27 protein-coding genes are annotated in these 25,197 nt (G+C 70.5%); 7 read left to right on the top strand and 20 right to left on the bottom strand.

All coding sequences use genetic code 11. The annotated features are described in order from the left end of the window. Position 1 precedes the first annotated feature (1 nt). Together dapB and QZ500_RS10175 are read right to left on the bottom strand one after the other, a co-directional pair. Positions 2–835 carry a 4-hydroxy-tetrahydrodipicolinate reductase gene (dapB, locus tag QZ500_RS10180; protein ID WP_295854650.1) on the bottom strand — a complete coding sequence of 278 codons (834 nt, stop codon included), beginning with the start codon at positions 833–835 and terminating at the stop codon, positions 2–4. A 79-nt stretch (positions 836–914) separates the two neighbouring features. Further along, positions 915–1,466: an outer membrane protein assembly factor BamE gene (locus tag QZ500_RS10175; RefSeq protein ID WP_295854645.1), complete on the bottom strand. Its 552-nt coding sequence runs from the start codon at positions 1,464–1,466 to the stop codon at positions 915–917. 95 nt (positions 1,467–1,561) lie between these two features. On the opposite strand from QZ500_RS10175, the gene fur reads away from it, so the two are divergent. Further along, positions 1,562–1,996 (top strand): ferric iron uptake transcriptional regulator, encoded by a 435-nt coding sequence (gene fur, locus QZ500_RS10170; protein ID WP_295854643.1) that lies wholly within the window; start codon positions 1,562–1,564, stop codon positions 1,994–1,996. Between the two features lie 45 nt (positions 1,997–2,041). Here the strand turns inward: fur and hprK are convergent, their stop codons facing one another. The 3 genes from hprK to raiA all read right to left on the bottom strand — a co-directional run bounded on the left by hprK (position 2,042) and on the right by raiA (position 3,941). Beyond that, entirely contained in the window at positions 2,042–2,998 is a 957-nt protein-coding gene (hprK, locus tag QZ500_RS10165) for an HPr(Ser) kinase/phosphatase (RefSeq protein WP_295854641.1), read from the bottom strand. A gap of 19 nt (positions 2,999–3,017) precedes the next feature. Then, complete coding sequence (locus QZ500_RS10160) at positions 3,018–3,485, bottom strand: PTS sugar transporter subunit IIA (protein WP_295854639.1); 468 nt, start codon at positions 3,483–3,485, stop codon at positions 3,018–3,020. Positions 3,486–3,611: 126 nt separating this feature from the next. After that, entirely contained in the window at positions 3,612–3,941 is a 330-nt protein-coding gene (gene raiA, locus QZ500_RS10155; RefSeq protein ID WP_295854637.1) for a ribosome-associated translation inhibitor RaiA, read from the bottom strand. Between the two features lie 430 nt (positions 3,942–4,371). Between raiA and corA the strand changes: the two genes are divergently transcribed. Continuing rightward, entirely contained in the window at positions 4,372–5,361 is a 990-nt protein-coding gene (gene corA / locus QZ500_RS10150; RefSeq protein ID WP_295854634.1) for a magnesium/cobalt transporter CorA, read from the top strand. 50 nt (positions 5,362–5,411) lie between these two features. On the opposite strand, the gene QZ500_RS10145 is transcribed toward corA, so the two are convergent. The 5 genes from QZ500_RS10145 to QZ500_RS10125 form a co-directional block, all read right to left on the bottom strand. Beyond that, the gene (locus QZ500_RS10145) at positions 5,412–6,173 is read right to left on the bottom strand and encodes a 5'-methylthioadenosine/adenosylhomocysteine nucleosidase (protein ID WP_295854632.1); all 762 of its coding nucleotides are present in this window, start codon (positions 6,171–6,173) and stop codon (positions 5,412–5,414) included. Between the two features lie 58 nt (positions 6,174–6,231). Beyond that, positions 6,232–7,908 (bottom strand): long-chain-fatty-acid--CoA ligase, encoded by a 1,677-nt coding sequence (locus QZ500_RS10140; protein WP_295854629.1) that lies wholly within the window; start codon positions 7,906–7,908, stop codon positions 6,232–6,234. Positions 7,909–8,060: 152 nt separating this feature from the next. Beyond that, a complete protein-coding gene (locus QZ500_RS10135) occupies positions 8,061–9,548 on the bottom strand; it encodes an NAD(P)(+) transhydrogenase (Re/Si-specific) subunit beta (protein ID WP_295854626.1) in 1,488 nt (495 codons plus the stop codon). A gap of 85 nt (positions 9,549–9,633) precedes the next feature. After that, complete coding sequence (locus tag QZ500_RS10130) at positions 9,634–9,969, bottom strand: NAD(P) transhydrogenase subunit alpha (protein ID WP_295854623.1); 336 nt, start codon at positions 9,967–9,969, stop codon at positions 9,634–9,636. 20 nt (positions 9,970–9,989) lie between these two features. Beyond that, positions 9,990–11,123, bottom strand: coding sequence for a Re/Si-specific NAD(P)(+) transhydrogenase subunit alpha (locus QZ500_RS10125; protein ID WP_295854620.1), 1,134 nt, complete (start codon positions 11,121–11,123; stop codon positions 9,990–9,992). Between the two features lie 193 nt (positions 11,124–11,316). Here QZ500_RS10125 and QZ500_RS10120 point away from each other — a divergent pair, with 193 nt between their 5' ends. The 4 genes from QZ500_RS10120 to QZ500_RS10105 are packed head-to-tail and all read left to right on the top strand — an operon-like array spanning position 11,317 to position 14,346. After that, positions 11,317–11,991, top strand: coding sequence for a TetR/AcrR family transcriptional regulator (locus tag QZ500_RS10120; protein ID WP_295854617.1), 675 nt, complete (start codon positions 11,317–11,319; stop codon positions 11,989–11,991). 21 nt (positions 11,992–12,012) lie between these two features. Beyond that, a complete protein-coding gene (locus QZ500_RS10115) occupies positions 12,013–12,804 on the top strand; it encodes a cyclase family protein (RefSeq protein WP_295854614.1) in 792 nt (263 codons plus the stop codon). 20 nt (positions 12,805–12,824) lie between these two features. After that, on the top strand, positions 12,825–13,814 hold the full coding sequence (locus tag QZ500_RS10110; protein ID WP_295854613.1) for a tripartite tricarboxylate transporter substrate binding protein: 990 nt from the start codon (positions 12,825–12,827) through the stop codon (positions 13,812–13,814). Positions 13,815–13,854: 40 nt separating this feature from the next. After that, complete coding sequence (locus QZ500_RS10105) at positions 13,855–14,346, top strand: NUDIX hydrolase (RefSeq protein WP_295854609.1); 492 nt, start codon at positions 13,855–13,857, stop codon at positions 14,344–14,346. Positions 14,347–14,449: 103 nt separating this feature from the next. Here QZ500_RS10105 and QZ500_RS10100 read toward each other — a convergent pair whose 3' ends face one another. The 5 genes from QZ500_RS10100 to QZ500_RS10080 are packed head-to-tail and all read right to left on the bottom strand — an operon-like array spanning position 14,450 to position 19,398. Continuing rightward, positions 14,450–15,406, bottom strand: a complete 957-nt coding sequence (locus QZ500_RS10100) for an ornithine cyclodeaminase family protein (protein ID WP_295854607.1) — start codon at positions 15,404–15,406, stop codon at positions 14,450–14,452. 5 nt (positions 15,407–15,411) lie between these two features. Continuing rightward, complete coding sequence (locus QZ500_RS10095) at positions 15,412–16,185, bottom strand: hypothetical protein (RefSeq protein WP_295854606.1); 774 nt, start codon at positions 16,183–16,185, stop codon at positions 15,412–15,414. Then, entirely contained in the window at positions 16,182–17,021 is an 840-nt protein-coding gene (locus QZ500_RS10090; protein WP_295854604.1) for an alpha/beta fold hydrolase, read from the bottom strand. Before QZ500_RS10090 ends, QZ500_RS10095 begins: the two co-directional genes overlap by 4 nt. Beyond that, complete coding sequence (locus tag QZ500_RS10085; RefSeq protein ID WP_295854602.1) at positions 17,018–17,983, bottom strand: tripartite tricarboxylate transporter substrate binding protein; 966 nt, start codon at positions 17,981–17,983, stop codon at positions 17,018–17,020. Before QZ500_RS10085 ends, QZ500_RS10090 begins: the two co-directional genes overlap by 4 nt. Positions 17,984–18,021: 38 nt before the next feature. Further along, entirely contained in the window at positions 18,022–19,398 is a 1,377-nt protein-coding gene (locus tag QZ500_RS10080; protein ID WP_295854599.1) for an MmgE/PrpD family protein, read from the bottom strand. A gap of 134 nt (positions 19,399–19,532) precedes the next feature. Between QZ500_RS10080 and QZ500_RS10075 the strand changes: the two genes are divergently transcribed. Beyond that, on the top strand, positions 19,533–20,336 hold the full coding sequence (locus QZ500_RS10075) for an IclR family transcriptional regulator (RefSeq protein ID WP_295854596.1): 804 nt from the start codon (positions 19,533–19,535) through the stop codon (positions 20,334–20,336). 108 nt (positions 20,337–20,444) lie between these two features. Here the strand turns inward: QZ500_RS10075 and QZ500_RS10070 are convergent, their stop codons facing one another. The 5 genes from QZ500_RS10070 to QZ500_RS10050 all read right to left on the bottom strand — a co-directional run bounded on the left by QZ500_RS10070 (position 20,445) and on the right by QZ500_RS10050 (position 25,189). Continuing rightward, positions 20,445–21,416 carry a D-2-hydroxyacid dehydrogenase gene (locus tag QZ500_RS10070; RefSeq protein ID WP_295854593.1) on the bottom strand — a complete coding sequence of 324 codons (972 nt, stop codon included), beginning with the start codon at positions 21,414–21,416 and terminating at the stop codon, positions 20,445–20,447. Continuing rightward, a complete protein-coding gene (locus QZ500_RS10065) occupies positions 21,413–22,402 on the bottom strand; it encodes a tripartite tricarboxylate transporter substrate binding protein (protein ID WP_295854590.1) in 990 nt (329 codons plus the stop codon). Before QZ500_RS10065 ends, QZ500_RS10070 begins: the two co-directional genes overlap by 4 nt. Before the next feature lie 39 nt (positions 22,403–22,441). After that, entirely contained in the window at positions 22,442–23,344 is a 903-nt protein-coding gene (locus tag QZ500_RS10060; protein WP_295854587.1) for an amidohydrolase family protein, read from the bottom strand. Positions 23,345–23,364: 20 nt separating this feature from the next. Further along, positions 23,365–24,348, bottom strand: coding sequence for a tripartite tricarboxylate transporter substrate binding protein (locus QZ500_RS10055; RefSeq protein ID WP_295854584.1), 984 nt, complete (start codon positions 24,346–24,348; stop codon positions 23,365–23,367). 61 nt (positions 24,349–24,409) lie between these two features. Beyond that, on the bottom strand, positions 24,410–25,189 hold the full coding sequence (locus tag QZ500_RS10050) for a class II aldolase/adducin family protein (RefSeq protein WP_295854582.1): 780 nt from the start codon (positions 25,187–25,189) through the stop codon (positions 24,410–24,412). Between the last annotated feature and the right edge of the window lie 8 nt (positions 25,190–25,197).

Below are 25,197 nucleotides of genomic sequence, written 5' to 3'. Positions count from 1 at the left end.
CTCAGCCGTTCAGGCCGAGCACGTCCAGCATGCTGTAGAGCCCGGCCGGCCGGCCCGCCAGGAACCGCACCGCGCGCAGGCTGCCCTGCGCATAGCCGGCGCGGCTGGAGGACTTGTGCGCGATCTCGATACGCTCGCCGGTGCCGGCGAACAGCACCGTGTGGTCGCCGACGATGTCGCCGCCGCGTACGGTGGCGAAGCCGATGCTCGACGGATCGCGCTCGCCGGTGACGCCTTCGCGCGCATAGACGGCGCAGTCGTCGAGCGAACGGCCGAGCGCGCTGGCGATCACCTCACCCATCTTCAGCGCGGTGCCCGACGGCGCATCGACCTTGTGGCGGTGGTGGGCCTCGATGATCTCGATGTCGTAACCGGTGGACAGCGCCTTGGCCGCCATCTCGAGCAGCTTCAAGGTGACGTTGACGCCCACGCTCATGTTGGGCGCCATGACGATCGCGATGTCGCGCGCCGCGGCCTGGATGTCGGCCTTCTGCGCGGCGGTGAAGCCGGTGGTGCCGATCACCGCGGCGACGCCGTGCTCGCGGCAGACCGCCAGATGCTCCAGCGTACCTTCGGGGCGGGTGAAATCGATCAGCACGTCGGCGCCGGCGATGCCCCGCACCAGGTCGGCGGTGATCGCCACGCCGCTCGCATAGCCGAGGAAGGCGGAGGCGTCGGAATCGATGGCGGGGCTCGACGGCAGGTCGAGCGCGCCGGCGAGCACGCAGTCGTCGGCACTGCGGACCGCCTCGATCAGCATGCGGCCCATGCGGCCGGACGCTCCGGCGATGGCGACCCTGCGGGGGGCGGCGGAAGTCGGGGACGTCGCGTTCATGCGGACTCCAGGAAGGGCAGGTTGCAGGCAGAGAAGACCGGTACGGCGGGCGATGCGCCCCGCCGCAGCCGGCAGGCCGTCATTCGAGCGGCGGGTAGGCGCGCGGCAGCGGCGGCTCGGCGGCAGCGGAGGTGGCCGCGTCGGGCGCGGGCGCCGCGCGGGCAGGGAAACGTTTCAGGCTTTCCTCGGTGGCCTCGAGCCGGGGGACCTTGCCGCTGGCCTTGCGCCGGGTGTCGAGCTGCGCGACGAACTCGGCCTCGCTCGGCATCTCGTCGCCCTCGAAACGCTCGAGCACGTCGTTCTTGAAGAACACGCTCAGCTTGCGCGACTGCGCATCGACGCCGGGCCGCTTGATGGTGAAGACGTAGTCCCAGCGGTCGGCGTGGAAGATGCTCGACACCAGCGGCGTGCCGAGCACCTCGCGTACCTGGAGGCGGCTCATGCCGGGCTGCAGCGCGGCGACCTGCTCCTTCGACACGAAGTTGCCCTGCACGATCTCGATCTTGTAGGGCGTGATGGCGCTGGCGATGCGGTTGCTCGCCCCGTCCACGGTGCCGCAGGCCGGCAGCAACCCGCACAGGGCCAGCGCCGCCGCCGAAGCGGCCCAGGGACGAATGAGGGGATGGGGCATGACCGGGAAAGCAGGCGATATGATCGACCCATTGTAGCGGCAGCCCCTTTCGCGGACGCCCTGCCGCGCCGACGCGGGCCCATCCGGATACCTCCATGCACAGCACCATCGACGAGTTGAAGAGCACCGGCCTGAAGGCCACCCTGCCGCGCCTGAAGATCCTCGAGATCTTCCAGCGCAGCAAGGAACGCCATCTCACCGCCGAAGACGTGTTCCGCGTCCTGCTGGAAGAGCGTTCGGACATCGGGCTTGCCACCGTCTACCGGGTGCTCACCCAGTTCGAGCAGGCCGGCATCCTGAGCCGCCGCCACTTCGAGGGCGGCAAGGCGGTGTACGAACTGTACGAGGGCGAGCACCACGACCACCTGATCTGCACCGCGAGCGGCAAGGTCGAGGAGTTCCACGACGCCGAGATCGAGAAGCGGCTGCAGGCGATCGCCAAGGCCCGCGGCTGGGTGCTGCAGGACCACACGGTGGTGCTGTACGGACTCTCACCCGAAGCGGCTGCCAAGGGCCAGCAGTCGCGCTGACGCCCTGCGGGCCGCCGGAGACGCGGCCCGCCCTTCGCCCGACCGTCAGCCCGGCGTGCCGCGTTCCATCGCGCGCTGGTGCCGCTCGACGAATTCCTGGTAGGTGTCGATGCCGCGCATCTGGAGGATGGTGTTGCGCACCGCCGCCTCCACCAGCACCGCGATGTTGCGGCCGGCCACCACCTGGATGACTGCCTTGCGGATCGGCACGCCCAGCACGTCCTGCGTGAGCGGCTCGTAGGGCAGGCGCTCGTACTCCCGCTCCAGCGTTTCCTTGCGGACCAGGTGGACGATGAGTTTCAGGCGCATCTTCCGGCGTACCGCCGTCTCGCCGAAGATCGCCCGGATGTCGAGCAGGCCGATGCCGCGCACCTCCAGCAGGTTCTGCAGCAGTTCGGGGCAGCGTCCCTCGATGGCGGCCTGGTTGATCCGGAACAGGTCGACCGCATCGTCGGCGACCAGTCCGTTGCCGCGGGAGATCAGTTCCAGGCCCAGTTCGCTTTTGCCCAGGCCGGATTCGCCGGTGATCATCACGCCCAGACCCAGGATGTCCATGAACACCCCGTGGATCGTGGTGCGGTCGGCGAAATGCTTGGACAGGTACGCCCGCAGCACGTCGATGACGAAGGCCGCAGACTCGTAAGTCGCGAACAGCGGGATCTGCGCCCGCTCGCACATCGACACCAGCGCCTCGGGCGCGGCCTGCGCATCGGCCAGCACCAGCACCGGCGGCTCCAGCGTGACGATGCGGGCGATGCGGCGGGCGCAGTCCTCCGGCGTCGCGCTGGTCAGGTAGGCGACCTCGCGCTCGCCCAGGATCTGGACGCGATAGGGATGGATGTAGTTGAGGTAGCCGACCAGATCGGCGCCCGAACGGGCCGCGCGGACGACCACTTCCTCGAACCGGCGTTCCGAGGCACCCAGTCCGGCGATCCACTCCCAGCGCAAAGCTGCGCGGAATTCCTCGAAAAGCGCGTCCGCGCTGACGACGTTGGGTTTCACCGCGCGGCGCCTGGACCGCTCAGGCCGGCTGGGTGGACTGCCAGCCGGCGATCGTGCCGTGCAGTTCGCCCGCGTCGGTGCAGGCCTTGATCTTCTCGCGCAGCGGTGCGTCGCTCAGCAGCTCGGCGATCTCGGAGAGGATCTCCAGATGCTTTTGCGTGGCGGCTTCGGGCACGAGCAAGAAGATCAGCAGCGCGACCGGACGCTCGTCCGGCGCATCGAAGCCGATCGGCTGGGCCAGCTGGAAGACGGCGGCCATCGGCGCCTTGAGGCCCTTGATGCGACCGTGCGGAATGGCGACGCCATGTCCGAGGCCGGTGGAGCCGAGGCGTTCGCGGGCGAAGAGGCTGTCGGTGACGAGTGCGCGGCTCAGGCCGTGCAGGCTCTCGAACAGCAGCCCCGCTTCCTCGAATGCACGTTTCTTGCTAGTCGCGTCGACGCTCACGAGAACCTGAGCGGCGGGCAGGATGGAGGCGAGGCGGTTCATAGGCGAATCTGCGCGGATTATGCACCCGACCATCCGGAAAAGCCCTCATCCCGCGGAGGCAGCAGGACGTCTCAAAAAAGCAACAAACGGCACCGGGCGAGGGCCGCCCGGCGCCGCCTGCGCCAATCACATCAGGCGCTTGGGTGCGGCGTGGTGGTGGTCCTGCACCCGGTCCTTGTGGCGGACCACTTGGCGGTCGAGCTTGTCGAACAGTTCGTCCACCGCTGCGTACAGATCGGCATGGGCACTTTCCGCGAACATGTCGTTGCCCTTGACGTGGATGTTGCACTCCGCACGCTGCCGGCGCTGCTTTTCCTTCTGCTTCTCGACCGTGAGGAGGACCTTCACGTCCACGACCTGGTCGAAGTGCCGGGTGATCCGGTCGAGCTTGGTCGTCACGTAATTGCGCAGGGCGGGGGTGACATCGAGATGGTGGCCGCTGATCGTCAGATTCATAAGGAAGGCTCCGAAGGATGCTCCAGTTGAAAGACGCCCCGGTGGGATACCGGAACGGATACGAACGCTTGAACCTGCAGGTCGAATCACTATGCGCCCGTGTCCGCCGGAAATCAATCGGGTGCGGCCCAAGGTCGCGCAACGGAACGTGTCAGGCTGATGACGTTCGACTGCAACTCTTTGAAATCACTGGATAAATTCGGACCTCCGATGACCGCAAAAGCCGTCGATGCCCCCCTGCCGCGCAGGCCTTTGGAGCGGCCCTCCCAGCATTGCTGCGGTGCCATAATCCGCGCGGCCCCAACACCTGGAGAACGTGCCTTGGAAACCTACCCGAGTCGGTAGCTTTCCGCTCCCGTGGAACCATCGGAAGCGGAAAGCGCGCCCTACCCTTCGCCCCGCCCGAACCCGCCCACCCACGGAGCACGCCATGCTCAACATCTTCACGCTCGTGAACGGCCGACTCTTCCAGGAAGAGATCGAGTCGCTCGAGGAACTCGCCCGCTTCCAGCCGATCTGGGTCGACCTGGAGTCGCCCACCCCCGAAGAGAAGCGCTGGATCAAGCAGCATTACGCGCTGTCGATTCCCGAGGACGTCACCGACGACGACATCGAGGAATCCGCCCGCTTCTACGAGGAAGACAACGGCGACCTCCATGTGCGCAGCGACTTCCTGATCGCCGACGAGGACGAGCCGCGTTCGGTGCGGGTCGCGTTCATCCTCAACCAGCACAACGTGGACCACAAGAGCCGCGGCGTGCTGTTCTCGATCCACGACGAGGACGTGCCGGTGTTCCGGCTGCTGCGGCTGCGGGCCCGGCGCGCGCCCGGCCTGATCGAGGATGCCAAGGACGTGCTACTGAAGCTGTTCGACGTGGACGCCGAATACTCCGCCGACACGCTGGAGAACATCTACGACGAGCTGGAAAAGGCCAGCACCCAGGTGCTGTCGGGCGACGTGACCGATGCGCTGGCGAGCGAGGTGCTCGGCGCGATCGCCCGCCAGGAAGACCTGAACGGCCGCATCCGCCGCAACGTGATGGACACCCGCCGCGCGGTGAGCTTCATGATGCGCTCGAAGATGCTCAATGCCGAGCAGTTCGAGGAAGCGCGGCAGATCCTGCGCGACATCGAATCGCTGGACAACCACACCGCGTTCCTTTTCGACAAGATCAACTTCCTGATGGACGCGACCGTCGGCTTCATCAACATCAACCAGAACAAGATCATCAAGATCTTCTCGGTGGGCAGCGTGGCGATGCTGCCGCCGACGCTGGTGGCGAGCATCTACGGCATGAACATGCGCTTCCCGGAACTGGAGTTCCTGGGCCGGTTCTCGTACCTCTACGTGATCCTGATGCTGATCACCAGCGCACTGCTGCCGATGTGGTTCTTCCGCCGCAAGGGCTGGCTGTCCTGAGATTCCGGATGGTTTTCGGGCTCCGGCGCCCGTCCTGCCTGCGCAATAAGCTACTCTTTCGATAGCAGATCGAGCCAGCGCCCGACGACGGCGCAGGCCGCCAGCCCGGCCACGTCGCGCAGGAAGGCCGGGAAATCGACATGCGCCGCATCGTCGGCCCGGTCCGAGATGGTGCGCATCGCGGCGAACGGCAGGCGGTAGTCGTGGCACACCTGGGCGACGGCCGCGGCCTCCATCTCGACGGCCAGCGCGTCCGGATGCTCGGCACGCAGCGCGGCGGACGCGGCCTGCGACGATACGAACCGGTCGCCGCTCAACAGCAGGCCGGTGTGCGCGCCCATCCGGTCGAGGCCGTAGCGCGTGCCGACCGCCGGGCCGAACACCGCCGCAGCATCGGCCGCGACCGCATCGGCGGCCTGCCGCAGTGCCGCGGTGAGCGCCGCATCGCAGGGAAATCGCGCGATGCCGTAGAGCGGCACCTCGTGTCGCGGGAAAAGCGGCGAGGCGTCCATGTCGTGCTGCAGGCAGGCTTCGGCCACCACCACATCGCCCACCCGGACCCCCGCGCCGAGGCCGCCCGCCACGCCGGTGAACAGTACCCGGCGCACGCCGAAACGCTCGGCCAGCACCGTTGCCGTGGTGGCCGCCGCGACCTTGCCGATGCCCGACAGCGCCAGCACCACGTCGTGGCCCGCGAGCACGCCGCGGGTGAAGCTGCGTCCGGCCTGCTGTACGGCGCCGGCGGAGGACGACATGCGGGCTGCCAAGCCGTGCTGCTCCTCGGGCAGCGCACTCAGGATCGCGATCGTCATGCGGCGCTCGCGTGGACGGCGCGACCGGCGTGCCGTGCCCGGTGGACGCTGCGGCCGCTCAAGCCTTGGCGTCCCGCAGCTCGCGCCGCAGGATCTTGCCGACCGGCGTCTTCGGCAGGTCGGTCCGGAACTCGACGACGCGCGGGCGCTTGTAGCCGGTGAGGTGCTGCCGGCAGTGGTCGAGCACCTGCTGCTCGGTCAGCGCCGCATCGCGCTTGACGATCACCAGCTTGACCGCCTCGCCGGTCTTGTCGTCCGGCACGCCGACGGCCGCGCATTCGGCCACGCCTGCGAGGCCCGCGACTACGTCCTCGATCTCGTTCGGATAGACGTTGAAGCCGCTCACCAGGATCATGTCCTTCTTGCGGTCCACGATCTTGAAGAAGCCGCGCGCATCCATCACGCCGATGTCGCCGGACTTGAAGAAGCCGTCCTCGGTCATCGCCTTGGCGGTTTCGTCGGGCCGCTGCCAGTAGCCGGCCATGACCTGCGGGCCGCGGATCGCGATCTCGCCGGGCTCGCCCGGCGGCACCTCACGGCCGGTATCGTCGATCAGCTTGATCTCGGTGGACGGCAGCGGCACGCCGATGGTGCCGGTGTAGCTGCGGCTGGTCGTCGGGTTGCAGCTGACCGACGGGGACGTTTCAGACAGGCCGTATCCCTCGCAGATCGGGCAGCCGGTCTTCTCGAGCCAGCGCTGCGCCACCGCGCCCTGCACCGCCATGCCGCCCCCGACCGACACCTTGAGGTGGCTCCAGTCCACCGTGCCGAAATCCGGATGGGCCATCAGGCCGTTGAACAGCGTGTTGACCGCCGGGAAGCTGTGGAAGCGGTGCTTCGACAGCTCCTTCAGCGTGGCGGCGATGTCGCGCGGATTGGGGATCAGCAGCGTCTTTCCGCCGGTGCGCATCGACAGCATCATGTTCACCGTGAAGGCGAAGATGTGATAGAGCGGCAGCGCACAGACACTCGTCGGCTGCTCGTCCTTCGGCACCTTCTTCATGCAGGGTGCGTTCCACACTTCGGACTGCAGCACGTTGGCGATCACGTTGCGGTGCAGCAGCACCGCGCCCTTGGCGACGCCGGTGGTGCCGCCGGTGTACTGCAGCAGGGCGACGTCGTCCGGGCCGATCTCGGGCGGCGTGAACGTCGCGCCGGCACCGCGGGCCAGCGCATCGTTGAAGCGCACCGCGCCCGGCAGGTCGTAGGCCGGCACCAGCTTCTTCACGCTGCGCAACACGTAGTTGACGATCGCGCCCTTCAGGAAGCCGAGCCGGTCGCCGAAGGCGCAGAGCACTACATGCTTGACCGGGGTGGAGGCGATGCACTGCTGCAGCACATGGGCGAAGTTCTCGACGATGACGATCGCCTTGGCGCCCGAATCCTTGAGCTGGTGCTCCAGTTCGCGCGGCGTGTAGAGCGGGTTGACGTTCACCACCACACAGCCCGCACGCAGGATCGCCGCCACCGCGGCCGGGTACTGCGGCACGTTGGGCATCATGATCGCGACGCGGTCGCCCTTGGCCAGGCCCAGGCTCTGCAGGTATGCCGCCAGCTTGCGGCTGGTGGCGTCGGTCTCGGCGTAGCTGATGCTGCGGCCCATGAAGCAATAGGCGGTGCGATCGGCGTACTGGCGGAAGCTCTCCTCCATCAGCGCGACCAGCGAGCGGTACTGCCGCGTGTCGATTTCCGCGGGCACGCCCGGCGGGTAACTGGACAACCAGATTTTTTCCATCGTCTCTCCTGAACCGGTCGATTCTGAATTCAGCACGACCGTTCGCAAATCGGGTTTTCGAGAAGTCGCGCACTCTGCCGAAGTGCCCGGACGGTGCCAAGCCGGGACCGACGGGCGGCAGGCCGCCGACCGCCCTGCGGCGGGCGCGGCGGCTATTCCAGCGCCTTCACCATGTCCTCGACCACCTTCTTGGCATCGCCGAACACCATCATGGTCTTGTCGAGGTAGAACAGGTCGTTGTCCAGGCCAGCGTAGCCCGCGGCCATCGAGCGCTTGTTGACGATCACCGTCTTGGCCTTGTAGGCCTCCAGGATCGGCATGCCGTAGATCGGGCTGCCCTTGGTGTGCGCGGCCGGGTTCACCACGTCGTTGGCGCCCAGGACGATCGCCACGTCGGCCTGGCCGAATTCGCCGTTGATGTCCTCCATCTCGAACACCTGGTCGTAGGGCACCTCGGCCTCGGCGAGCAGCACGTTCATGTGGCCCGGCATGCGGCCGGCCACCGGATGGATCGCGTACTTGACGGTGACACCCTTCTCGGTGAGCTTGGCGGCCAGCTCCTTCACCGCATGCTGCGCACGGGCCACCGCGAGGCCGTAGCCCGGCACGATCACCACCGTCTCGGCGTTGCCGAGCACGAAGGCCGCGTCGTCGGCGCTGCCGCTCTTGACCGGCCGCTGCTCGGCCGCGCCGCCGGTGGCCGCGCCGACCGCATCGCCGCCGAAGCCGCCCAGGATCACGTTGAAGAACGAGCGGTTCATCGCCTTGCACATGATGTAGCTCAGGATCGCGCCCGAGCTGCCGACCAGCGAGCCGGCGATGATCAGCATGCTGTTGTTGAGCGAAAAACCGATGCCCGCGGCCGCCCAGCCGGAGTAGCTGTTGAGCATCGACACCACCACCGGCATGTCGGCCCCGCCGATCGGGATGATGATCAGCACGCCCATCACGAAGGCCAGCGCCAGCATCGCGGCGAACGCCGCCCAGCTCTCGGTCGCGACGTACACCAGGCCCAGGCCGATCAGCAGCAGGCCCAGCACCAGGTTCAGCGCATGCTGACCGCGGAAGGCCACCGGCGCGCCCTGGAACAGCCGGAACCGGTACTTGCCCGACAGCTTGCCGAAGGCGATCACCGATCCGCTGAAGGTGATCGCGCCGATGGCCGCGCCCAGGAACAGCTCCAGCCGGTTGCCGTACGGGATGGCGTAGCGCAGGAAGCCGTCGACGATCACCGCGCCGTCGGCGGTCGGCACCCCGACGGCGGCGGCGACCGGGGCCGGCGTGATGCCGAAGGCCCAGGGCTCGACCACCGCGGCGATGCCGATGAACACCGCCGCCAGGCCGATCATGCTGTGCATGAAGGCGACCAGCTCGGGCATCTTGGTCATCTCCACCCGCTGCGCCATCACCGTGCCGGCCGCACCGCCGATCAGCAGGCCGAGCAGCACCCAGCCCAGGCCGAGCGCGCTGCCGGCGAGCGTGACGATCAGCGCCGCGGTGGTGGCGACCGCGATCGCCATGCCGGCCATGCCGAAGGCATTGCCGCGGATCGAGGTGGTGGGATGGGACAGGCCCTTGAGCGCCTGGATGAAGCAGACGCTGGCGACCAGGTAGAGCAGCGTGACGACGTTCATGGACATTATTCGTTCCCCCCCAGGCTTGTCGCTTCGTGTACGGCACCCACTCCCCTCCGGGAGCGGGTGCCTTCGGGCCACTGGGCGGCGCTCATGCTGTATTCCCCTTGCTGCCGTCGGCGGCGGCAGCGGGCGCTTTCTTCTCCTTCTTGCGGAACATCTCCAGCATGCGGCGCGTCACCAGGAAGCCGCCGAAGACGTTGACCGCCGCCAGCGCCACGGCCAGCACGCCCATGGTCTTGCCGAGCGGCGTGGTGGTGAGCGCGGCGGCCAGCATGGCGCCGACGATGACGATGGCGCTGATCGCGTTGGTCACCGCCATCAGCGGGGTGTGCAGCGCGGGGGTCACGGTCCAGACCACGTGGTAGCCGACGTAGATCGCCAGCACGAAGATGATCAGGTTGACGATGGTGGGGGAGATGTCCATGGCGTCGGGGTCCTCGTCGGTCAACTGCGGGTGACCTGGCCGTCGCGGGCGACCAGGCAGGCGGCGACGATGTCGTCGGCGGTATCGATCTGCAGCGCCGCCGCGTACTTCGGCAGCACCAGCTTCAGGAAGTCGAGCACGTTGCGTGCGTAGAGCGCCGACGCATCGGCCGCGACCAGCGCCGGCAGGTTGGTCTCGCCGACGATCGTCACGCCGTGCTTCACCACCGTGCGCCCGGCCTGGGTCAGCGGGCAGTTGCCGCCGACGCCGCCCGGCCCCTTGCCGGCGGCGATGTCGACGATGACCGAGCCCGGCTTCATCGCCCGGACCATCTCCTCGGTCACCAGCGTCGGCGCGGCACGGCCGGGGATCAGCGCGGTGGAGACCACGATGTCGGCCGCAGCCACCCGCTTGGCGACCTCGGCCTTCTGCCGGTCGAGCCAGCCCTGCGGCATCGGCCGGGCATAGCCGCCGGTGCCGTGCGCGGCCTCGCGCTCCTCCTCGGTCTCGTAGGGCACGTCGATGAATTTGGCGCCCAGCGATTCGACCTGCTCCTTGACCGACGGCCGGACGTCGGAGGCCTCGATCACCGCGCCGAGCCGCTTGGCGGTGGCGATGGCCTGCAGGCCCGCGACGCCGACGCCCAGGATCACCACGCGGGCCGCCTTCACCGTGCCGGCGGCGGTCATGAGCATCGGGAAGAAGCGCTGGTAGCGGTCGGCCGCCACCATGATGGCCTTGTAGCCGGCGATGTTGGCCTGCGACGAGAGCACGTCCATGCTCTGCGCGCGGGTGGTGCGCGGCGCGGCCTCGAGCGCGAAGGCGGTGAGGCCGGCGGCGGCGAGGCGCTGCAGGCCGGGGGCATCGAAGGGGTCGAGCATGCCGACCAGCGCGGTGCCGGGGCGCAGCAGCGGCAGTTCGTCCGGCGAGGGGCTGCGCACTTTCAGTACCAGGTCGGCGCCGAAGGCCGCGGCCGCATCCACGATCCGGGCGCCCGCCGCCTCGTAGGCCGCATCGGTCGCGCTGGCCGCGAGGCCGGCGCCCGCCTGCACCTGCAGCGCATGGCCCTGCGCCACCAGCTTCTTCGCCGTCTCCGGCGTGACGGCCACCCTTGTCTCCCCTGCCGTCGTTTCCGACGGAACGCCTATCTGCATGGCTTCTCCTCTGTGTGATCAGGAAGGTGTGGGGGCGGAGCTTAAAGGATTGGCCTTCCGGCGCCGCTTCCGGTGCCCGGCCCGCCCTGCCGCGCGACGCGGGGCGCAGGGCAAACCCGGTGGCGCCACGACTGCGCCGACCGCAGAATTCAAACAACCATTTGAATTCTGGAGACCGCCGATTCCCGCCACCGTGGCCCCTGCCCCGCCCGCCTCCGCCGACCTGTTCGCCGGGGAAAAGGCCACCCGCTCCCGCATCCTGCGGGCAGCGCTGGAGGTGTTCGCCACGCGGGGTTTCGAGGCCGCCTCCCTGCGCGAGATCACCGACCGGGCCGAGGCCAACGTGGCCGCGGTGCACTACCACTTCGGCAGCCGCGAGGCGCTGGCGCAGGAAGTGCTGCGGGCGGTGGCCGGCCCGCTCAACCGGCTGCGGCTGGAGGCGCTCGACCGCGCCTGTGCCGCCGGCCGGCCCGACCTGGCGGCAGTGGTCGAGGCGCTGGTCGGCCCGCCGGTGACGATGAGCTTCGAGGCGACCGGCGAATCGCGGCTGCTGATCCGGCTGCTGGTCCAGGCCCGGGCGCTGCCGCGCGAGACCACCAACCAGGCGATCTTCGAGCAGTACGACGCGATGGCGGTGCGCTTCGTCGATGCGCTGATCGCGGCCGAACCCGGCCTGCCCCGGGAGGAGGCCTTCTGGCGCTACGCCTTCGCGATCGGCGCGCTGATGTACATCGTGAGCGACTCCGACCAGGGCTACCACCGGCTGCACCGGCTGTCGGGCGGCCTCTGCGACACCGACGACCCCCAGGCCATCGTGCGCCAGTTGGTCGCCTTCATCACCGCCGGCATCCGCGCCGGCCGTCCCTGAATACCCGCGCCCAGGACCGCCATGCCCCGCCGCATCATCGACCTCTCCGTCACCCTCGACGACAAGCCCACCTCGCCTGCGCACCACCGTCCGCAGATCACCCGTACCGACCACGACTCCGCCTGGGACCTGTTCGGCAAGCTGCTGCCGGGCGTGGGGCCCGAGCACCTGCCCGAGGGCAAGGCCTGGGCGGTCGAGCAGGTCGCGCTCTCGACCCATGCCGGCACCCACATGGACGCGCCCTGGCACTACCACCCGACCACCGACCATGCGCTGGTGCCCGGCGGCCGACCGTCGCCGGGCATCGACGAGGTACCGCTGGACTGGTGCCTGCAGTCCGGCGTGAAGCTGGACTTCCGCCACCTGCCTGCCGGCCATCTGGTGACGGCGGAGGAGGTGGCGGCCGAGCTGGCCCGCATCGGCCACACGCTGCAGCCGCTGGACATCGTGCTGGTCAACACCTGCGCCGGCACCCGCCACGACGAGGAGGACTACTGGAAGAGCGCCTGCGGCCTCGGCCGGGCCGCCACGCTCTACCTGCTGGAGCGCGGCGTGCGGGTGGTGGGCACCGACTCGTACAGCTGGGACCCGGCCTTCCCGTTCGTCATCGAGCGCTTCCGCGCCACCGGCGACGCCTCGGTCATCTGGGAGGGCCACAAGGCCGGCCGCGACATCGGCTACTACCAGATGGAGAAGCTGGTGAACCTGGAGCAGCTGCCCGCCACCGGCTTCACCGTGAGCTGCTTCCCGATCAAGATCAAGCGCGGCTCGGCGGGCTGGTGCCGCACGGTCGCGATCCTCGACACCCCCTGACCCTGCAGGAGACACCTCCGATGGACCATCCGTTCTCGTCCGACCGCCGTGCCGCGCTGCGCGCCGGCGGCTCCGCCCTCGCGCTGGCCCTGGCCGCGCCCGCCCTGCGCGCCCAGGGCGCCTGGCCGTCCAAGCCGATCCAGGTGGTGGTGCCGTTCCCGCCGGGCGGCATCATCGACAACGTGACCCGGGCATTGCAGCCGCGGCTGGAAGCCACGCTCGGCCAGCCGCTGGTGATCGAGAACCGCGCCGGCGCGGGCGGCTCGATCGGCAGCGCGGTGGTCGCCAAGGCCCGGCCCGACGGCTATACGCTGCTGATGGCCTTCGACACGCATGCGGTCAACCCGCTGCTCTACAAGCTGCCCTTCGATTCGGACAAGGACCTGACGCCGGTGGCGCTGATCGGCGTGTCGCCGCTGCTGGTGGTGACGCCGGCCGACGCGCCGGTGCAGTCGATCCGCGAGCTGGTCGCGCTCGCCAAGAGCAGGCCGGGCGCGCTCAACTACGCCTCGACCGGCGCCGGCAGCTCCAACCAGCTCGCGGCGGAGCTGTTCAAGATGACGGCCGGCATCGACATGGCGCACGTGCCCTACAAGGGCGGCGCGCCGGCGATCACCGACGTACTCGGCGGGCGGGTGGACGTGATGTTCGTCAGCGCCACCTCGGTGCTGCAGCACATCAAGGCCGGCAAGATGAAGGTGCTGGCGACCACCACGCCCGAGCGCATTCCGCAGCTGCCCGACGTGCCGACCGTCGCCGAGACCTATCCGGGCTACGTGGCGCAGTCCTGGCTCGGCATGCTGGCGCCCGGCCAGACGCCGCCCGACATCGTCGCGCGGCTCAACCGCGAGGTGCATGCGGCGCTGGAGACGCCTGCGCTGCGCAGCCTGTTCCAGGCCCAGGCGCTGCGCGCGGTGCCCGGCACGCCGCAGGATTTCGGCCGCTTCATCCATGCGCAGGCTGACGGCTGGCGCGACGTGATCCGCAAGGCGAACATCAAGGTCGACTAGGCGACGGCGGCGGCCCCGCGGGCCGGGATAATGCCGGCCCATGCACCACGCCGCCTCCCCCCGCTGGAAACCCAACGTCACCGTCGCGGCGGTGATGGAACGCGACGGCCGATTCCTGCTGGTGGAGGAGCACACCGCCGATGGCCTGAAGCTCAACAACCCGGCGGGCCACCTGGACCTCGGCGAGACGCCGGCCCAGGGCTGCGCCCGCGAGGCGCTGGAGGAATCGGCCCACGTTTTCACACCCACCGCGCTGGTGGGCGTCTACATCTCGCGTTTCGTCCGCAGCCGCGACGGCGAGGACATCACCTACCTGCGCTTCGCCTTCTGCGGCGAGGTCGGCGAGCACTTCCCCGACCAGCCGCTGGACGAGGGCATCGTGCGGGCGGTGTGGATGACGGCCGACGAGATCCGCGCCTGCCCCGAGCGCCACCGCAGCCCGCTGCTGCTGCGCTGCCTGGAGGACTACCTCGGCGGCCGGCGGCTGCCGCTGGAGACGGTGTACTGCGATCCGAGCGTGACCGGCGGTTGACCAGCACCCGGCGGCGGCGGCCGCACCGCATCCGCTCCTTTTTCGATAGCTGATAACGCAAGCGCAACGGGCGCTAGATGACTTTTAGCGCCTAAACCGGTCGTCAGTACGGCAGGGCCTGTCCCCGGCCGCTCGCGCGGGCCAGCGCCAGGATGCGTTCGCCGCAGTAGATGTCCTGCAGCGCCATGCCGTGCGACTCGAACAGCGTGACTTCGGCGGCATCGGTGCGACCGGGCCAGCGGCCGGCCAGGACGTCGCCCAGGTCGGCCACGTTCTCCCAGTACAGCAGGCCGTTCTCGAACGCGGGCAGCAGGTCGCCGCTCTCGCCCTGGGCGACCTCGCGCGAATCGACCACCAGCCGGTCGGCGCGCCGTACCGTCTCCAGGTCGATCTCGCGGCGGTCGAGCGCGTTGGAGCCGGTCGCCGCGATGAACTGGCCGGGCTCGATCCAGCGGCCGTCGAACACCGGCTCGGCCGCGCGGGTCATCGCGACCACCACGTCGCAGCCCCGCACCGTCTCCTCGCGCGTGGCCGCAGGCACCACGCGCGGCGCCACCCGTTCTTCCATCGTGCGGCAGAAGGCGTCCAGCCGCGTTCGGTCGCGGCCGAAGACGCGCACCTCCTCCAGGGCCAGCACTTCGCACACCGCCTCCAGCTGGGTGACGGCATGGCGGCCCGAGCCGAACAGGCCCATGACCGACGATTCGGGCCGGGCCAGCGCACGCGCCGCCACCGCGGTCGCGGCACCGGTGCGGATCTGGCTCAGGCCGTCGGATTCGATCACCGCCACCACGCAGCCCTGCGCGCGGTCGATCAGGTGCAGCAGCGAGGTGCGCGACCGGTCGGGCTGGATGTAGTAGGCCTTGTAGCCCACAAGGTTCAGCGCGACCGAGGCACCCTGCAGGATGTGCAGGTGGCCGCCGGGCAGGCGGGTGCGCCGGCGCGGGACGTCGAAGGCCTGGCCGGCGGCACGGTCGCGGAAGGCGGATTCGACGCACTCGATTGCCAGCGCCATCGGCAGCAGCGCGCGCACGTCGGCTTCGTTCAGGAACAGGGCCATGGACGTCAGGCTCCAGGGTCGGGTGAAGAAAGGGCCGTGGCGGCCGGCGCGGTGCCCATCGTGGCGAGCAGGCGCCCGCCGCCCGGCACCGAGGCGCCGACGCCGAGGGCCCGCAGCGCGTTCCACATCATGGCCGAGGCGCTGGAGATCACCGGCTTGCCGAGGTCGCGCTCCAGCAGGTCGATCGCCTCCAGGGTGGGCATGCCGACACCGCTCAGGAACACCGCCTGCGCCTCCGGCCGGTCCACCAGGCGGGCCAGCGCATAGGCGCGCTCGGCCGTCTCGTCGTAGATGTTGGTGACGCCCGGCAGGTGGCCGAAGGCCGGCACCGCGAAGCCGTAGGACTCCAGGTGGGCCTTGCCCTGCAGGGTCGTCTCGGGGCTGTACGGCGTGGCGTAGGCCACACGGTCGATGCCGAGGTGGCGCAGCGCCGCGACCACGCTGCCGAAGGCAGTGACGAAGGGCCGGTCGTAGCGCGCCTGCATGCGGTCGACGAGGGCCGCCTCGGCCTCGCGGCCGAGCGTGTAGCTCATGGCCGTGTGCGCCATCACCATCACGCCCGGCTTCACCAGCGCGAGCAGGTCGGCGGTGTCCTGCAGGTGCGCGATCTGCGAGCGGTTGCGCTCGTCCTGCCCGGACAGCGACCCGGTCGCGCCGCTGGCCACCATGCGGTGGAAATGCACCGATACGCCGCGCGGCGCGAGCGACGCCATCTCGGGCTCGACGGTCGGATTGCCGGGGGGAATCAGAAAGCCTATGCGGCCGCGCCAGCCCATCATCGGGACACCTCCAGGAGAAACGACCGCACCGCCGCGGCGCACAGGTCGGGATGGGATGCGGCGACGTGGTAGGCGTCGGCCTTGATGCGGCACAGCCGCGAGCCGGGGATGCGCTGCTGCCAGCGCGCGATCTTGGCCAGCGGCGTGCGCTGGTCGAAGCCGTCGGCCTCGCCGGGCTGCACGGCCGCCAGCACCAGCGTCGGGCAGCGGATCGATTCCAGCGCCGGCGCCTCGCCCAGGCCGGGCAGCATGCGCAGGCACGCCTTCACCGACGCCGCCGGCGCGCGGCCCATCGCTCGCGCCCACCAGTCCATCGCCTCGGGCGGCAGCGTGGCGCCCAGCCGGCCGGGCATGGTGGCGCGGGCCCAGCCCTCGACGCCCTCGCGGTCGACCAGGTCGATCCAGGCGTCGACCCAGCGGCCGAGCGCGCCGCCCGGCGAGATCTGCATGCCGGCCAGCGCCATCGACGCGAGCCACGGCACCCCGCGCTGGGCCAGGACCAGCGCGGCCTGCGCGCCGAGCTTGGTCGCCACCGCATGGACCCGCGCCAGGCCCAGCGCCTGCACCAGCGCGTCCAGGTCGTCGGCGAACATCGCGATGTCGAGCGGTGCGTCGCCGTCGATCGGCGACGACGCGCCGAAGCCGCGCAGGTCGGGCCGCAACACGCGGAAATCGCGCGCCAGGTGCGGCACCCAGGCGGAGAACGCGTCGCCGTCCTCGGCGATGCCGTGCAGCAGCATGACGGTGTCGGCCGCCTTCCAGCCGTCGGTGAAGTCGTCCTGCCGCCAGGCGATCGAGACGCCCGACGGCAGCCGGGTGGACTGTGTCTGCGTCATTCCTGGATGCCGGTGGCGCGCACCACCCGGCCCCATTTGTCGATCTCGGCGCGGGTGAGCGTGTCCAGGTCGCGCGCCGGCAGCCCGCGCGGATAGATGCTCTGCGCGGCGAGCTGGCGCTTGACCTCGGGATCGTGGAGCGCCTCGACGAACGCGCGTTCCAGCCGGGCGGTGACGTCGGCCGGCAGGCCGGCCGGTCCGGCCACGCCGATCCAGTACGAGGTCTCGTAGCGCGGATAGCCGAGTTCCGCGACGGTCGGCACCTGCGGCAGCTCCGGCATGCGGGCCTTGCTGGTCACGGCCAGCACCTTGAGCTGCCCGCCCTTGATCATCTCCATCGTCGTGGCATAGGCCTCGATCTTCACGTCCACCCGGCCGGCCACCAGGTCGACCTTGGCCGGGCCGGTCCCCTTGTAGGCCACGTGGACCATGTCGAGCCCCGCCTCGCTCGCCAGCAGTGCCATGGACAGGTGCGGCCAGGTGCCGTTGCCGGCCGACGAGTAGTTGAGCTTGCCGGGGTTCGCCTTGGCCGTCTGCACGAATTCGGCAAAGGTGTTGTACGGCTTCGCGGTGGCCGCCACGACCACGCCGGGGTGGTCGGCCAGCAGGGCGATCGGCGTGAAGTCCTTCAGCGTGTCGTAGGGCAGCTTCTTCATCAGCGACGCATTGACGGCGAACGCGGTCTGGGTGACCAGCAGCGTGTAGCCGTCGGCCGGCGCCTTGGCGACCGCATCGGAGCCGAGCAGGCTGCCGGCACCGCCCTTGTTGTCGACCACCAGCGGCTGGCCGAGCAGCTGCTGCGCCTTCTGCGCCACGATGCGGGTCACCACGTCGGTGGAGCCGCCGGTCGGGAACGGCACCACCAGCCGGATCGGACGCTCGGGATACGCCGCGTGGGCGAGGGCCGCCCCGGCGGCGGCAAGGGCGGCCAGCACGGTGCGCAGGGATCGTTTCGTCAGCATGGCAAGGTCTCCTGGAAAGGGGCCGGTGATCGGCGGGGTCAGAGATCGCGCAGGGCCGCGGCGAGACCCGCGACGTCGGGGCGGGCCTCGAGGTCCGACAGTTCCGCCAGCAACCGGTCGGCGCGGCCGGGCGCGAGGTCCGCCGTGAGCCGGCGGAACTTGGCGAGCACCTTGTCCGCGGTCGGCAGCAGGTGGTCCATCTCGACGCCTGCGGCTTCGAAGGTGCGGCCGGCGCTCTGCACCTGCACCACGACCGTGTCGTCTCCGCCGGGCGGCAGCAGCTCGATGCGTTCGGCCAGGGCCAGCACGTCGGCATCGCCGAGGTTGTCGAAGTACCGGTAGGTGTCCACCGGCCGGCCGAGCAGCGCCGCCGCGACGGTGAAGCGTGCGCTGATCCGCGCCTGCAGCTGCGTGGCGAAGGGCGCGACGTTCCGGTAGCCCGGATTGGTGAGGGTGGCCATTGGCGCACGGATGCGCACCGCCTCGATGCGCCCCGCGTCGAAACCCGGTTCGCCGGCCAGCGTGCGGGCGAGCTGCACCGGCGTCTGCACGAAGATGCAGACCGGGCGTTCCTTGTAGACCGTGTCCTCGATCAGGAAGCGCTCCCCCAGACCGTGCAGCGCTGCGCCGGCGTCGGCGGTGCTGTCGCCGAACGCGGCGAAGAAGCCCGAGGCGCCTTCGAACACCGTCGGCGCCGACGTGGCGCCGCAGGCGGCCAGCCGGGCGGCCGACACGCCGCTGCGCGATGCCCAGCCGACGTTGAGTTTCACGTCCATCGTGCCGGCGACGAAGCCCTCGCCGAAGCCCGAGGCGAACATCGCGCCGAGTCCGAGGGCCTGCGCCGTCGCCACCGGACCGAGCCGCAGCGCGCGGGCCGCCGCCGCCGCCGCGCCGACCGCCCCGGGCACGCCGGTGGCCCGAAAGCGCGGCAGCATGCCCGGCGCCCCGCGGTAGGCACGGGCCGTCACCTCGTAGCCGGCCACCACCGCGGCCAGCAGGTCGGCCCCGGAAGCGCCGCACTCCTCCGCCGCCGCCAGCGCCGCGGGGATCGCCACCGCGCCGGCATGCGACTTGGCGAGGAAGTCGTCGTGCGTGCAGCCGTTGACCAGGGTGGCGTTGACGAAGGCCGCATCGGCCGCCGGTACCCGCTGCGCCTGCCCTATCACGCTGGCGGCGCCGGCCGCGTTGCCGACGAAGGCGCACGCCACCGTAGGCACCGGCAGGCCGCGTGCGGCGATCGCGGTCGCGCAGGCGTCGAGGAGGCGGCTGCGGGCCAGCGCCACCACCGCAGCGGGCATGCGGGCGACATCCGTCCCCGCCACGAAGGCGCCGAGCCGGGCGGCGACGGTTTCCTGGGCGGCGGCGGGCGGTGCGTCCGCGCACAAGGCGGACGGCGGGGAAACGGTGTGATCCATGGAATCGACCTTCTCGCGTTGTTCCGTTTAACGGAACTTCATATCGAATATCGATACGATACGGCCAAGCGGTGGTCTCGCCAATGAGGGTTATCCTCAGATGCCCGCGTCCGGCGGCGCTTCTTTCGTCGCCGATGGCCACCACTTCCGCCCCCTCTTCCGCCTCCCCTTCCACCGACCGTCCGGCCGCCGACAGCGGCACCGTCAACCGCACGCTGCGCATCCTGTCGGCCTTCGCCGCGAAGGACCGCTGGGCGCTCAACGACCTGGCCCGGGCCCTCAACCTGCCGCGCGCCACCGCCCACCGGCTGCTGAACCTGTGCAAGCCGCTGGGCTATGTGGAGCAGGACGCCGACGGCCTGTACCGCCCCGGCATCGAGTACTACCGCGTGGCCGGACGGATCGGCACCGACATGCCGATCAACCGCCTGGCCGATCCGCTGCTGCAGGCGATCCGCGACGAGACGGACGAGACCACCATGCTGGTGCTGCTGGCCCGCCAGGATCTGAAGATGTTCTTCTCGCACTGGGCGTCGCCCGCGCATCCGCTGCGCTATGCGCTGGAGCGCAACCGGCTCGCATCCCTGGCCTGGGGCGCGGCCGGCCGGTCGCTGCTGGCCTACCTGGACCCGGCGGAGATCGACACGGTGATCGCGCGCGAGGAAGCCTCGCCGCTCGACGGCCGCCCGCTCGACGCGGCCGAACTGCGCGCCGCCCTGGAGACGATCCGGCGCGACGGCCACGCCTGCTCGTACGCCCAGCGGGCGCCCGACATGCACGGCCTGGCGGTGCCCTTCTTCGACAGCGACGGCCAGGTGCGCGGCAACGTGATGCTGACCGTGCCGCATTTCCGGTTCGATCCGTCCCGGCAGGACCGGTGGCTGGCCCTGCTGCGCGACGCCGCGACCGAACTCACCCGCCGGCTCGGCTGGGCCTGACCGGACGGGCCGGGATCGCCGGCAGCCGTTCGCTCTTCTTTCGATAGCAAGCGGCGCAGGCAGGACCTTCGCAAAGTGCCATTTTTCTTGTGAAAAGGCGGGCGCGGCCTACGCCAGCGCATCGCCCGCGCACCAGCGCCGCAGGTTCGCCAGGAACATCTCCACCACCCGCGCCGCGTTGCCGTCGGCGAAGCCTGCGCTGTGCGGCGTGGCGATCACCTGCGGCAGGTCCCACAGCGGCGAATCTGCCGGCAGCGGCTCGTGGGCGAACACGTCCAGGAAGGCTCCGGCGACGTGCCCGGACCGCAGCGCCTCGACCAGCGCGGGCTCGTCCACGATCTCGCCGCGCGCCACGTTGACGACGTGCGCTCCCGCCGGCAGCCGTGCCAGCGCCGCCGCACCGACCAGGCCGCGGGTCCGCTCGGTCAGCGGGCAGGCCAGCACCAGCCAGTCGGTGACGGGCAGCAGGCCGTGCAGGTCCTCGAAGGCCACGGTCGCGACGGCCGACGGCACCGGCTCGGCCCGGCTGCGGACCACCGCGACCTCCAGCCCGAATGCCTGCAGCAGGCGGGCGATGTGCCGGCCGATCGGGCCCCAGCCGACGATGGTGGCGCGCTGGCCCGGCAGGTCGCGCGGCAGCGGCCCGGCGATCAGCGGCGCCCAGGCGTGCGCGCGCTGCGCCGCCATCAGCTGCGGAAAGCGCCGCGCCAGCGACAGGATGCCGGCCAGCGCCGAGTGCGCCACCACCTCGGCATTCGCGCCCGACGAGGTCGTGATCGCCACGCCCGCCGCGCGCAGCGCGACGAACACCGGCCGGTCGGCGCCGGCCGAGTGCACATGCACCCAGCGCAGCGACGGGGCCGCGGTCAGCGCGTCGTAGAACAGCTGCGTCTCCGGCAGCACCCGGTGCTTGGTCGACAGGCCGGTCACGTCGCGCGAGACGAAGGCGACGTCGGCATCGCCTGCGCCCGGCAGGACCAGCCGGTGCGGCCGGCCGCCGGTGGCGTCGGCGATCGCGTCGGCATGGCGGGCCGCCGCCTCGGCCGACACCAGGATGCGCAGCGGCGCGGCGCCGCTCATTCCGCTGTGGCGCCGGAGTCGCGCACGATTACCTTCCACTTCTCGTATTCGCGCTGGGTGAAGGCGCCGAACTGCGCGGGCGTGCCGCCCACCGGATCGGCGCCTTCGCGCACCATCTGCTCCTCCAGCGAGGGCAGCACCTCGTTGACCGACTTGTTCAGCAGCGCGATCACCGGCTGCGGCGTGCCCTTGGGTGCAAAGAAGCCGAACCAGGACCCTGCCGCGAACCCCGGGAAGCCCTTGCTGGCCACGGTCGGCACGCCCGGCAGCGAGCGCGAAGGCTTGTCGCTCGACACCGCCACGGCGCGCAGCTTGCCGGCGCGGATGTGCTGGATCACCGACGGGATGGTGGCGAACATGAACTGCAGCCGGCCGGCCAGCAGGTCGTTGAGCGCATTGGCGCCCTTGTAGGGCACGTGCAGCGTGTCGGCGCCGATGCGCTGGCTCAGCATGTAGCTCGACAGGTGCGACGAGGTGCCGACGCCGGTGGAGCCGTAGCTCAGCTTGCCCGGGTTCGCCTTGGCATAGGCGATGAATTCCTCGAAGGTCTTCGCCGGCACGTCGGGATGCACCACCAGCACGTTGGGCACGTCGGCGATCTGCACCACCGGCATCAGGTCCTTGAGCGGGTCGTACGGCAGGTTCTTGTAGAGCGTCTGGTTGACCGCCATCGGCCCGACCGAGTTGACGATCAGCGTGTAGCCGTCGGCCGGGGCGCGCACCACCATCTCGGTGCCGATGTTGCCGCCGCCACCGGGCTTGTTGTCGATGACGAAGGGCTGGCCGAGCTTCTCGGTGAGCTTCTGCGTCACGGCGCGTGCCAGGATGTCGGTGGTGCCGCCGGCGGTGAAGGCGACCACCACCTTGACCGGCTTAGCGGGCCAGGCCGGGGCCTGCGCCCATGCCGGCAGCGCGCATACCGCGGCGTACAGACCGGCGCCGGCGAGCAGCGCGCGACGCGAAGAATGGGATGCGATCGAATCCATGGGGTGTCTCCTCCAGTGCATCGGGAACGGCGCCCGGCCTCAGCCGGGTACGGGCGCGAAGTCGTAGAGCGCGGCCGGGTTGTCCACCAGCACGCGGCGTCGCTGGCGTTCGTCGGGCATCCAGCGCGCCAGCAGGTCGAGCAGCACGCCGTCGTCGGGCATCTGCGCGGCCTCGAAATAGTTGATGTGCGGCCAGTCGGTGCCCCAGACCACCCGCGCATCGTTGGCCGCCAGCAGGGCGCGCGCGAACGGGTCGATGTCGGTGTAGGGCGCGCCCGAGGCGCCGTTGCGGTCGGCCCCCGAAATCTTGGTCCAGGCGGTGCCGTCGGCCAGCATGCGGCAGAGCTGCTGGAAGCCCGCGTCCTGCACGCCGCGGGCGCTGGCCATGCGGCCCATGTGGTCCACCACCAGCGGCACGCCCAGGCGCACGAGACGCGGCGCCATCTCCACCAGGTCGGGCGCATGGATCCAGATCTGCGCATGCCAGCCGCGCTCGGCCAGGCGCGGCGCCAGGGCCTCCAGCACCTCGATGCCGACGCCGTTGCGGTAGACCGCGTGGCCGTCGCGCCGGAACAGGTTGGCCCGCACGCCGCGGATGCCGGCGGCATGCCAGGCATCGAGGTCGGCATCGGTGGTGTCGGGCGCCGGCACGGCGACCCCGCGCAACCGGTCAGGATAGCGCCGCAGCGCCTCCAGCACGGCGCCGTTGTCGGTGCCGCTGGCGCTGCCGGTCACCAGCACGCCGCGCGACAAACCGAGGCGGTCGAGGTGGGCGACGAAGGCCGCGCCCGGGTATTCGGCCGGCGTGTAGCTGCGGTCGTCGGCCAGCGGGTACTGGGCAAAGGGACCGAACACGTGCGCATGGCTGTCGCAGGCGCCGGGCGGCGGGGTGAAGGACGGCGGACTGGGGACGTCCAGCGCGGGCAGGCAGGGGCGTGTCATGGAACTCTCCGGATCGGCGGTCAGGGCTCGGACTGGAGCTTGCCGGCCTGGGCCAGCGCGGCGGCGCGGCCGTCTTCCTGCTGCAGCAGCCGCTGCCATTCCTCGACGGACGAGGGCCGCGCGGGACTGCCGAGCTGCGCCAGGCGGGCCTTCACGGCGTCTTCGGCCAGGGCCTTGCGCAGCGCGGCGTTGAGCAGCGCCACGGTGGCGGCCGGCGTCTTCGCCGGCGCGAGGATGCCGGTGGCGGTGGTCGCCTCGAAGTCGGCCAGGCCGGACTCGCGCAGGGTCGGCACGCCGGGCAGCGCCGGATCGCGGTCGCGCGACATCACCGCCAGCGCGCGCACCGCGCCCGACTGGATGTGGGTGGCCGAACTGGTGAGCTGGTCCACCACCATGTCGGTCTGGCCGCCGATCAGGTCGACCAGCGCCGGTGCCGACCCCTTGTACGGCACGGCGTTCAGTTCGATCTTCGCGGCCGTCTCCAGCTGCAGCGTGGCCACGTGGTTGGTGGTGCCCGGCCCCGCATGGCCGGCGCTCACCCGGCCGGGCTTGGCACGGGCCTCCGCCAGCAGGGCCGCCACGTCCTTGAAGCGCGACGTGTTGCGCACCACCACGACCAGCGGCGTGGTGGCCGCCAGGCCCACCGCCTGGAAGGAGGAGAGCTGATACGGCGTCTTCGCCATGCGCGGCAGCACCGCGACGGCGTTGGGCGTGGTCACCAGCAGCAGGTGGCCGTCGGCATCGCCGCGCGCCACATAGCCCGCGCCGATGGCACCGCCGGCGCCCGCGCGGTTGTCCACGATCACCGGCTGGCCGAGCGCGCGCTCGAGCGCCGGCGCCACGGTGCGCGCCACCACGTCGAGGTTGCCGCCCGGCGCGAACGGGACCACCAGCGTCACCGGCTTGGAGGGAAAGGGGTCGGCGGCGAAGGCCGGCGCGGCGATGCCGGCGGTGGCGGCCCACGCCAGCAGCACGGCGCGGGTCAGGAGGGGTCTGCGATGCATGGCTTTGTCTCGGTTCTTGTCGTAAAGGCGGCGCCGGCCACGCCGGCACCCGTGTAGCGCCTCAGCTCGCGTAGCCGGGATCGATCCGGTCGAGCTTGCGCAGCAGCGCCGGCCACTCCATCACGCCGTAGGGGCGGCGGGTGCCGGGCTGGTAGTTGTTCCAGGTCTCCTCCAGCACGTCCTGCGGCACCGCCTGCAGCGGTGTGTTGCAGGCCATCGCGGCCAGCTGCGAGCGGCAGGCGAGTTCGAGCCGGTGCATCCAGTTGAAGGCTTCGCCGACGGTGCGGCCGACGACCAGCGCGCCGTGGTTGCGCAGGATAAGCGCCTCGCCCTGCCCCAGGTCGGCCACCAGGGATTCCTGCTCCGCGGTGTCGAGCACCACGCCCTGGTAGTCGTGGTAGCCGATCTTCAGGAAGCGCATCGCGGTCTGGGTGATCGGCAGCAGTCCGCAGGCGAGCGACGACACCGCCATCGACGCCCAGCTGTGGGTGTGGATCACGCAGGCGACTTCCGGCCGGGCCTCGTGCACCGCGCTGTGGATCACGTAGCCGGCCTTGTTGACGCCGTACTTCAGGTCGCCGAAGTCGGGCTGGCTGAGCACCGTGCCGTCGTGGTCGACCTTGATCAGGCTGGAGGCAGTGATCTCCTCGTACATCATCCCGTAGGGGTTGATGAGGAAGGCGCCATCCTCGTCCGGCACGCGCGACGAGATGTGGTTGGCCATCATGTCGGCCATGCCGTAGAGCTCCACCAGCCGGTAGCAGGCGGCCAGGTCGACGCGGGCCTGCCATTCGGCGGGGCTGCAGCGGTCCTGCATCGAGGGAATGCGGATGTCGGGCATGCGGGTCT

Origin of the sequence: uncultured Xylophilus sp., from assembly GCA_913776965.1 — a bacterium.
Taxonomy (GTDB): domain Bacteria; phylum Pseudomonadota; class Gammaproteobacteria; order Burkholderiales; family Burkholderiaceae_C; genus Xylophilus.
This window is presented reverse-complemented; position numbering and strand designations above follow the sequence as displayed.

Bases quoted from the DNA above. Each gene is read 5' to 3' on its own strand.
- QZ500_RS10055 (WP_295854584.1), bottom strand. From the start codon at position 24,348: ATGCATCGCAGACCCCTCCTGACCCGCGCCGTGCTGCTGGCGTGGGCC.
- QZ500_RS10095 (WP_295854606.1), bottom strand. From the start codon at position 16,185: ATGATGGGCTGGCGCGGCCGCATAGGCTTTCTGATTCCCCCCGGCAAT.
- raiA (WP_295854637.1), bottom strand. From the start codon at position 3,941: ATGAATCTGACGATCAGCGGCCACCATCTCGATGTCACCCCCGCCCTG.
- fur (WP_295854643.1), top strand. From the start codon at position 1,562: ATGCACAGCACCATCGACGAGTTGAAGAGCACCGGCCTGAAGGCCACC.
- QZ500_RS10060 (WP_295854587.1), bottom strand. From the start codon at position 23,344: ATGACACGCCCCTGCCTGCCCGCGCTGGACGTCCCCAGTCCGCCGTCC.
- dapB (WP_295854650.1), bottom strand. From the start codon at position 835: ATGAACGCGACGTCCCCGACTTCCGCCGCCCCCCGCAGGGTCGCCATC.
- QZ500_RS10075 (WP_295854596.1), top strand. From the start codon at position 19,533: ATGGCCACCACTTCCGCCCCCTCTTCCGCCTCCCCTTCCACCGACCGT.
- QZ500_RS10175 (WP_295854645.1), bottom strand. From the start codon at position 1,466: ATGCCCCATCCCCTCATTCGTCCCTGGGCCGCTTCGGCGGCGGCGCTG.
- QZ500_RS10085 (WP_295854602.1), bottom strand. From the start codon at position 17,983: ATGCTGACGAAACGATCCCTGCGCACCGTGCTGGCCGCCCTTGCCGCC.
- QZ500_RS10140 (WP_295854629.1), bottom strand. From the start codon at position 7,908: ATGGAAAAAATCTGGTTGTCCAGTTACCCGCCGGGCGTGCCCGCGGAA.
- QZ500_RS10115 (WP_295854614.1), top strand. From the start codon at position 12,013: ATGCCCCGCCGCATCATCGACCTCTCCGTCACCCTCGACGACAAGCCC.
- QZ500_RS10065 (WP_295854590.1), bottom strand. From the start codon at position 22,402: ATGGATTCGATCGCATCCCATTCTTCGCGTCGCGCGCTGCTCGCCGGC.
- QZ500_RS10050 (WP_295854582.1), bottom strand. From the start codon at position 25,189: ATGCCCGACATCCGCATTCCCTCGATGCAGGACCGCTGCAGCCCCGCC.
- QZ500_RS10125 (WP_295854620.1), bottom strand. From the start codon at position 11,123: ATGCAGATAGGCGTTCCGTCGGAAACGACGGCAGGGGAGACAAGGGTG.
- corA (WP_295854634.1), top strand. From the start codon at position 4,372: ATGCTCAACATCTTCACGCTCGTGAACGGCCGACTCTTCCAGGAAGAG.
- QZ500_RS10090 (WP_295854604.1), bottom strand. From the start codon at position 17,021: ATGACGCAGACACAGTCCACCCGGCTGCCGTCGGGCGTCTCGATCGCC.
- QZ500_RS10100 (WP_295854607.1), bottom strand. From the start codon at position 15,406: ATGGCCCTGTTCCTGAACGAAGCCGACGTGCGCGCGCTGCTGCCGATG.
- QZ500_RS10105 (WP_295854609.1), top strand. From the start codon at position 13,855: ATGCACCACGCCGCCTCCCCCCGCTGGAAACCCAACGTCACCGTCGCG.
- QZ500_RS10130 (WP_295854623.1), bottom strand. From the start codon at position 9,969: ATGGACATCTCCCCCACCATCGTCAACCTGATCATCTTCGTGCTGGCG.
- QZ500_RS10160 (WP_295854639.1), bottom strand. From the start codon at position 3,485: ATGAACCGCCTCGCCTCCATCCTGCCCGCCGCTCAGGTTCTCGTGAGC.
- QZ500_RS10110 (WP_295854613.1), top strand. From the start codon at position 12,825: ATGGACCATCCGTTCTCGTCCGACCGCCGTGCCGCGCTGCGCGCCGGC.
- QZ500_RS10080 (WP_295854599.1), bottom strand. From the start codon at position 19,398: ATGGATCACACCGTTTCCCCGCCGTCCGCCTTGTGCGCGGACGCACCG.
- QZ500_RS10135 (WP_295854626.1), bottom strand. From the start codon at position 9,548: ATGTCCATGAACGTCGTCACGCTGCTCTACCTGGTCGCCAGCGTCTGC.
- QZ500_RS10145 (WP_295854632.1), bottom strand. From the start codon at position 6,173: ATGACGATCGCGATCCTGAGTGCGCTGCCCGAGGAGCAGCACGGCTTG.
- QZ500_RS10070 (WP_295854593.1), bottom strand. From the start codon at position 21,416: ATGAGCGGCGCCGCGCCGCTGCGCATCCTGGTGTCGGCCGAGGCGGCG.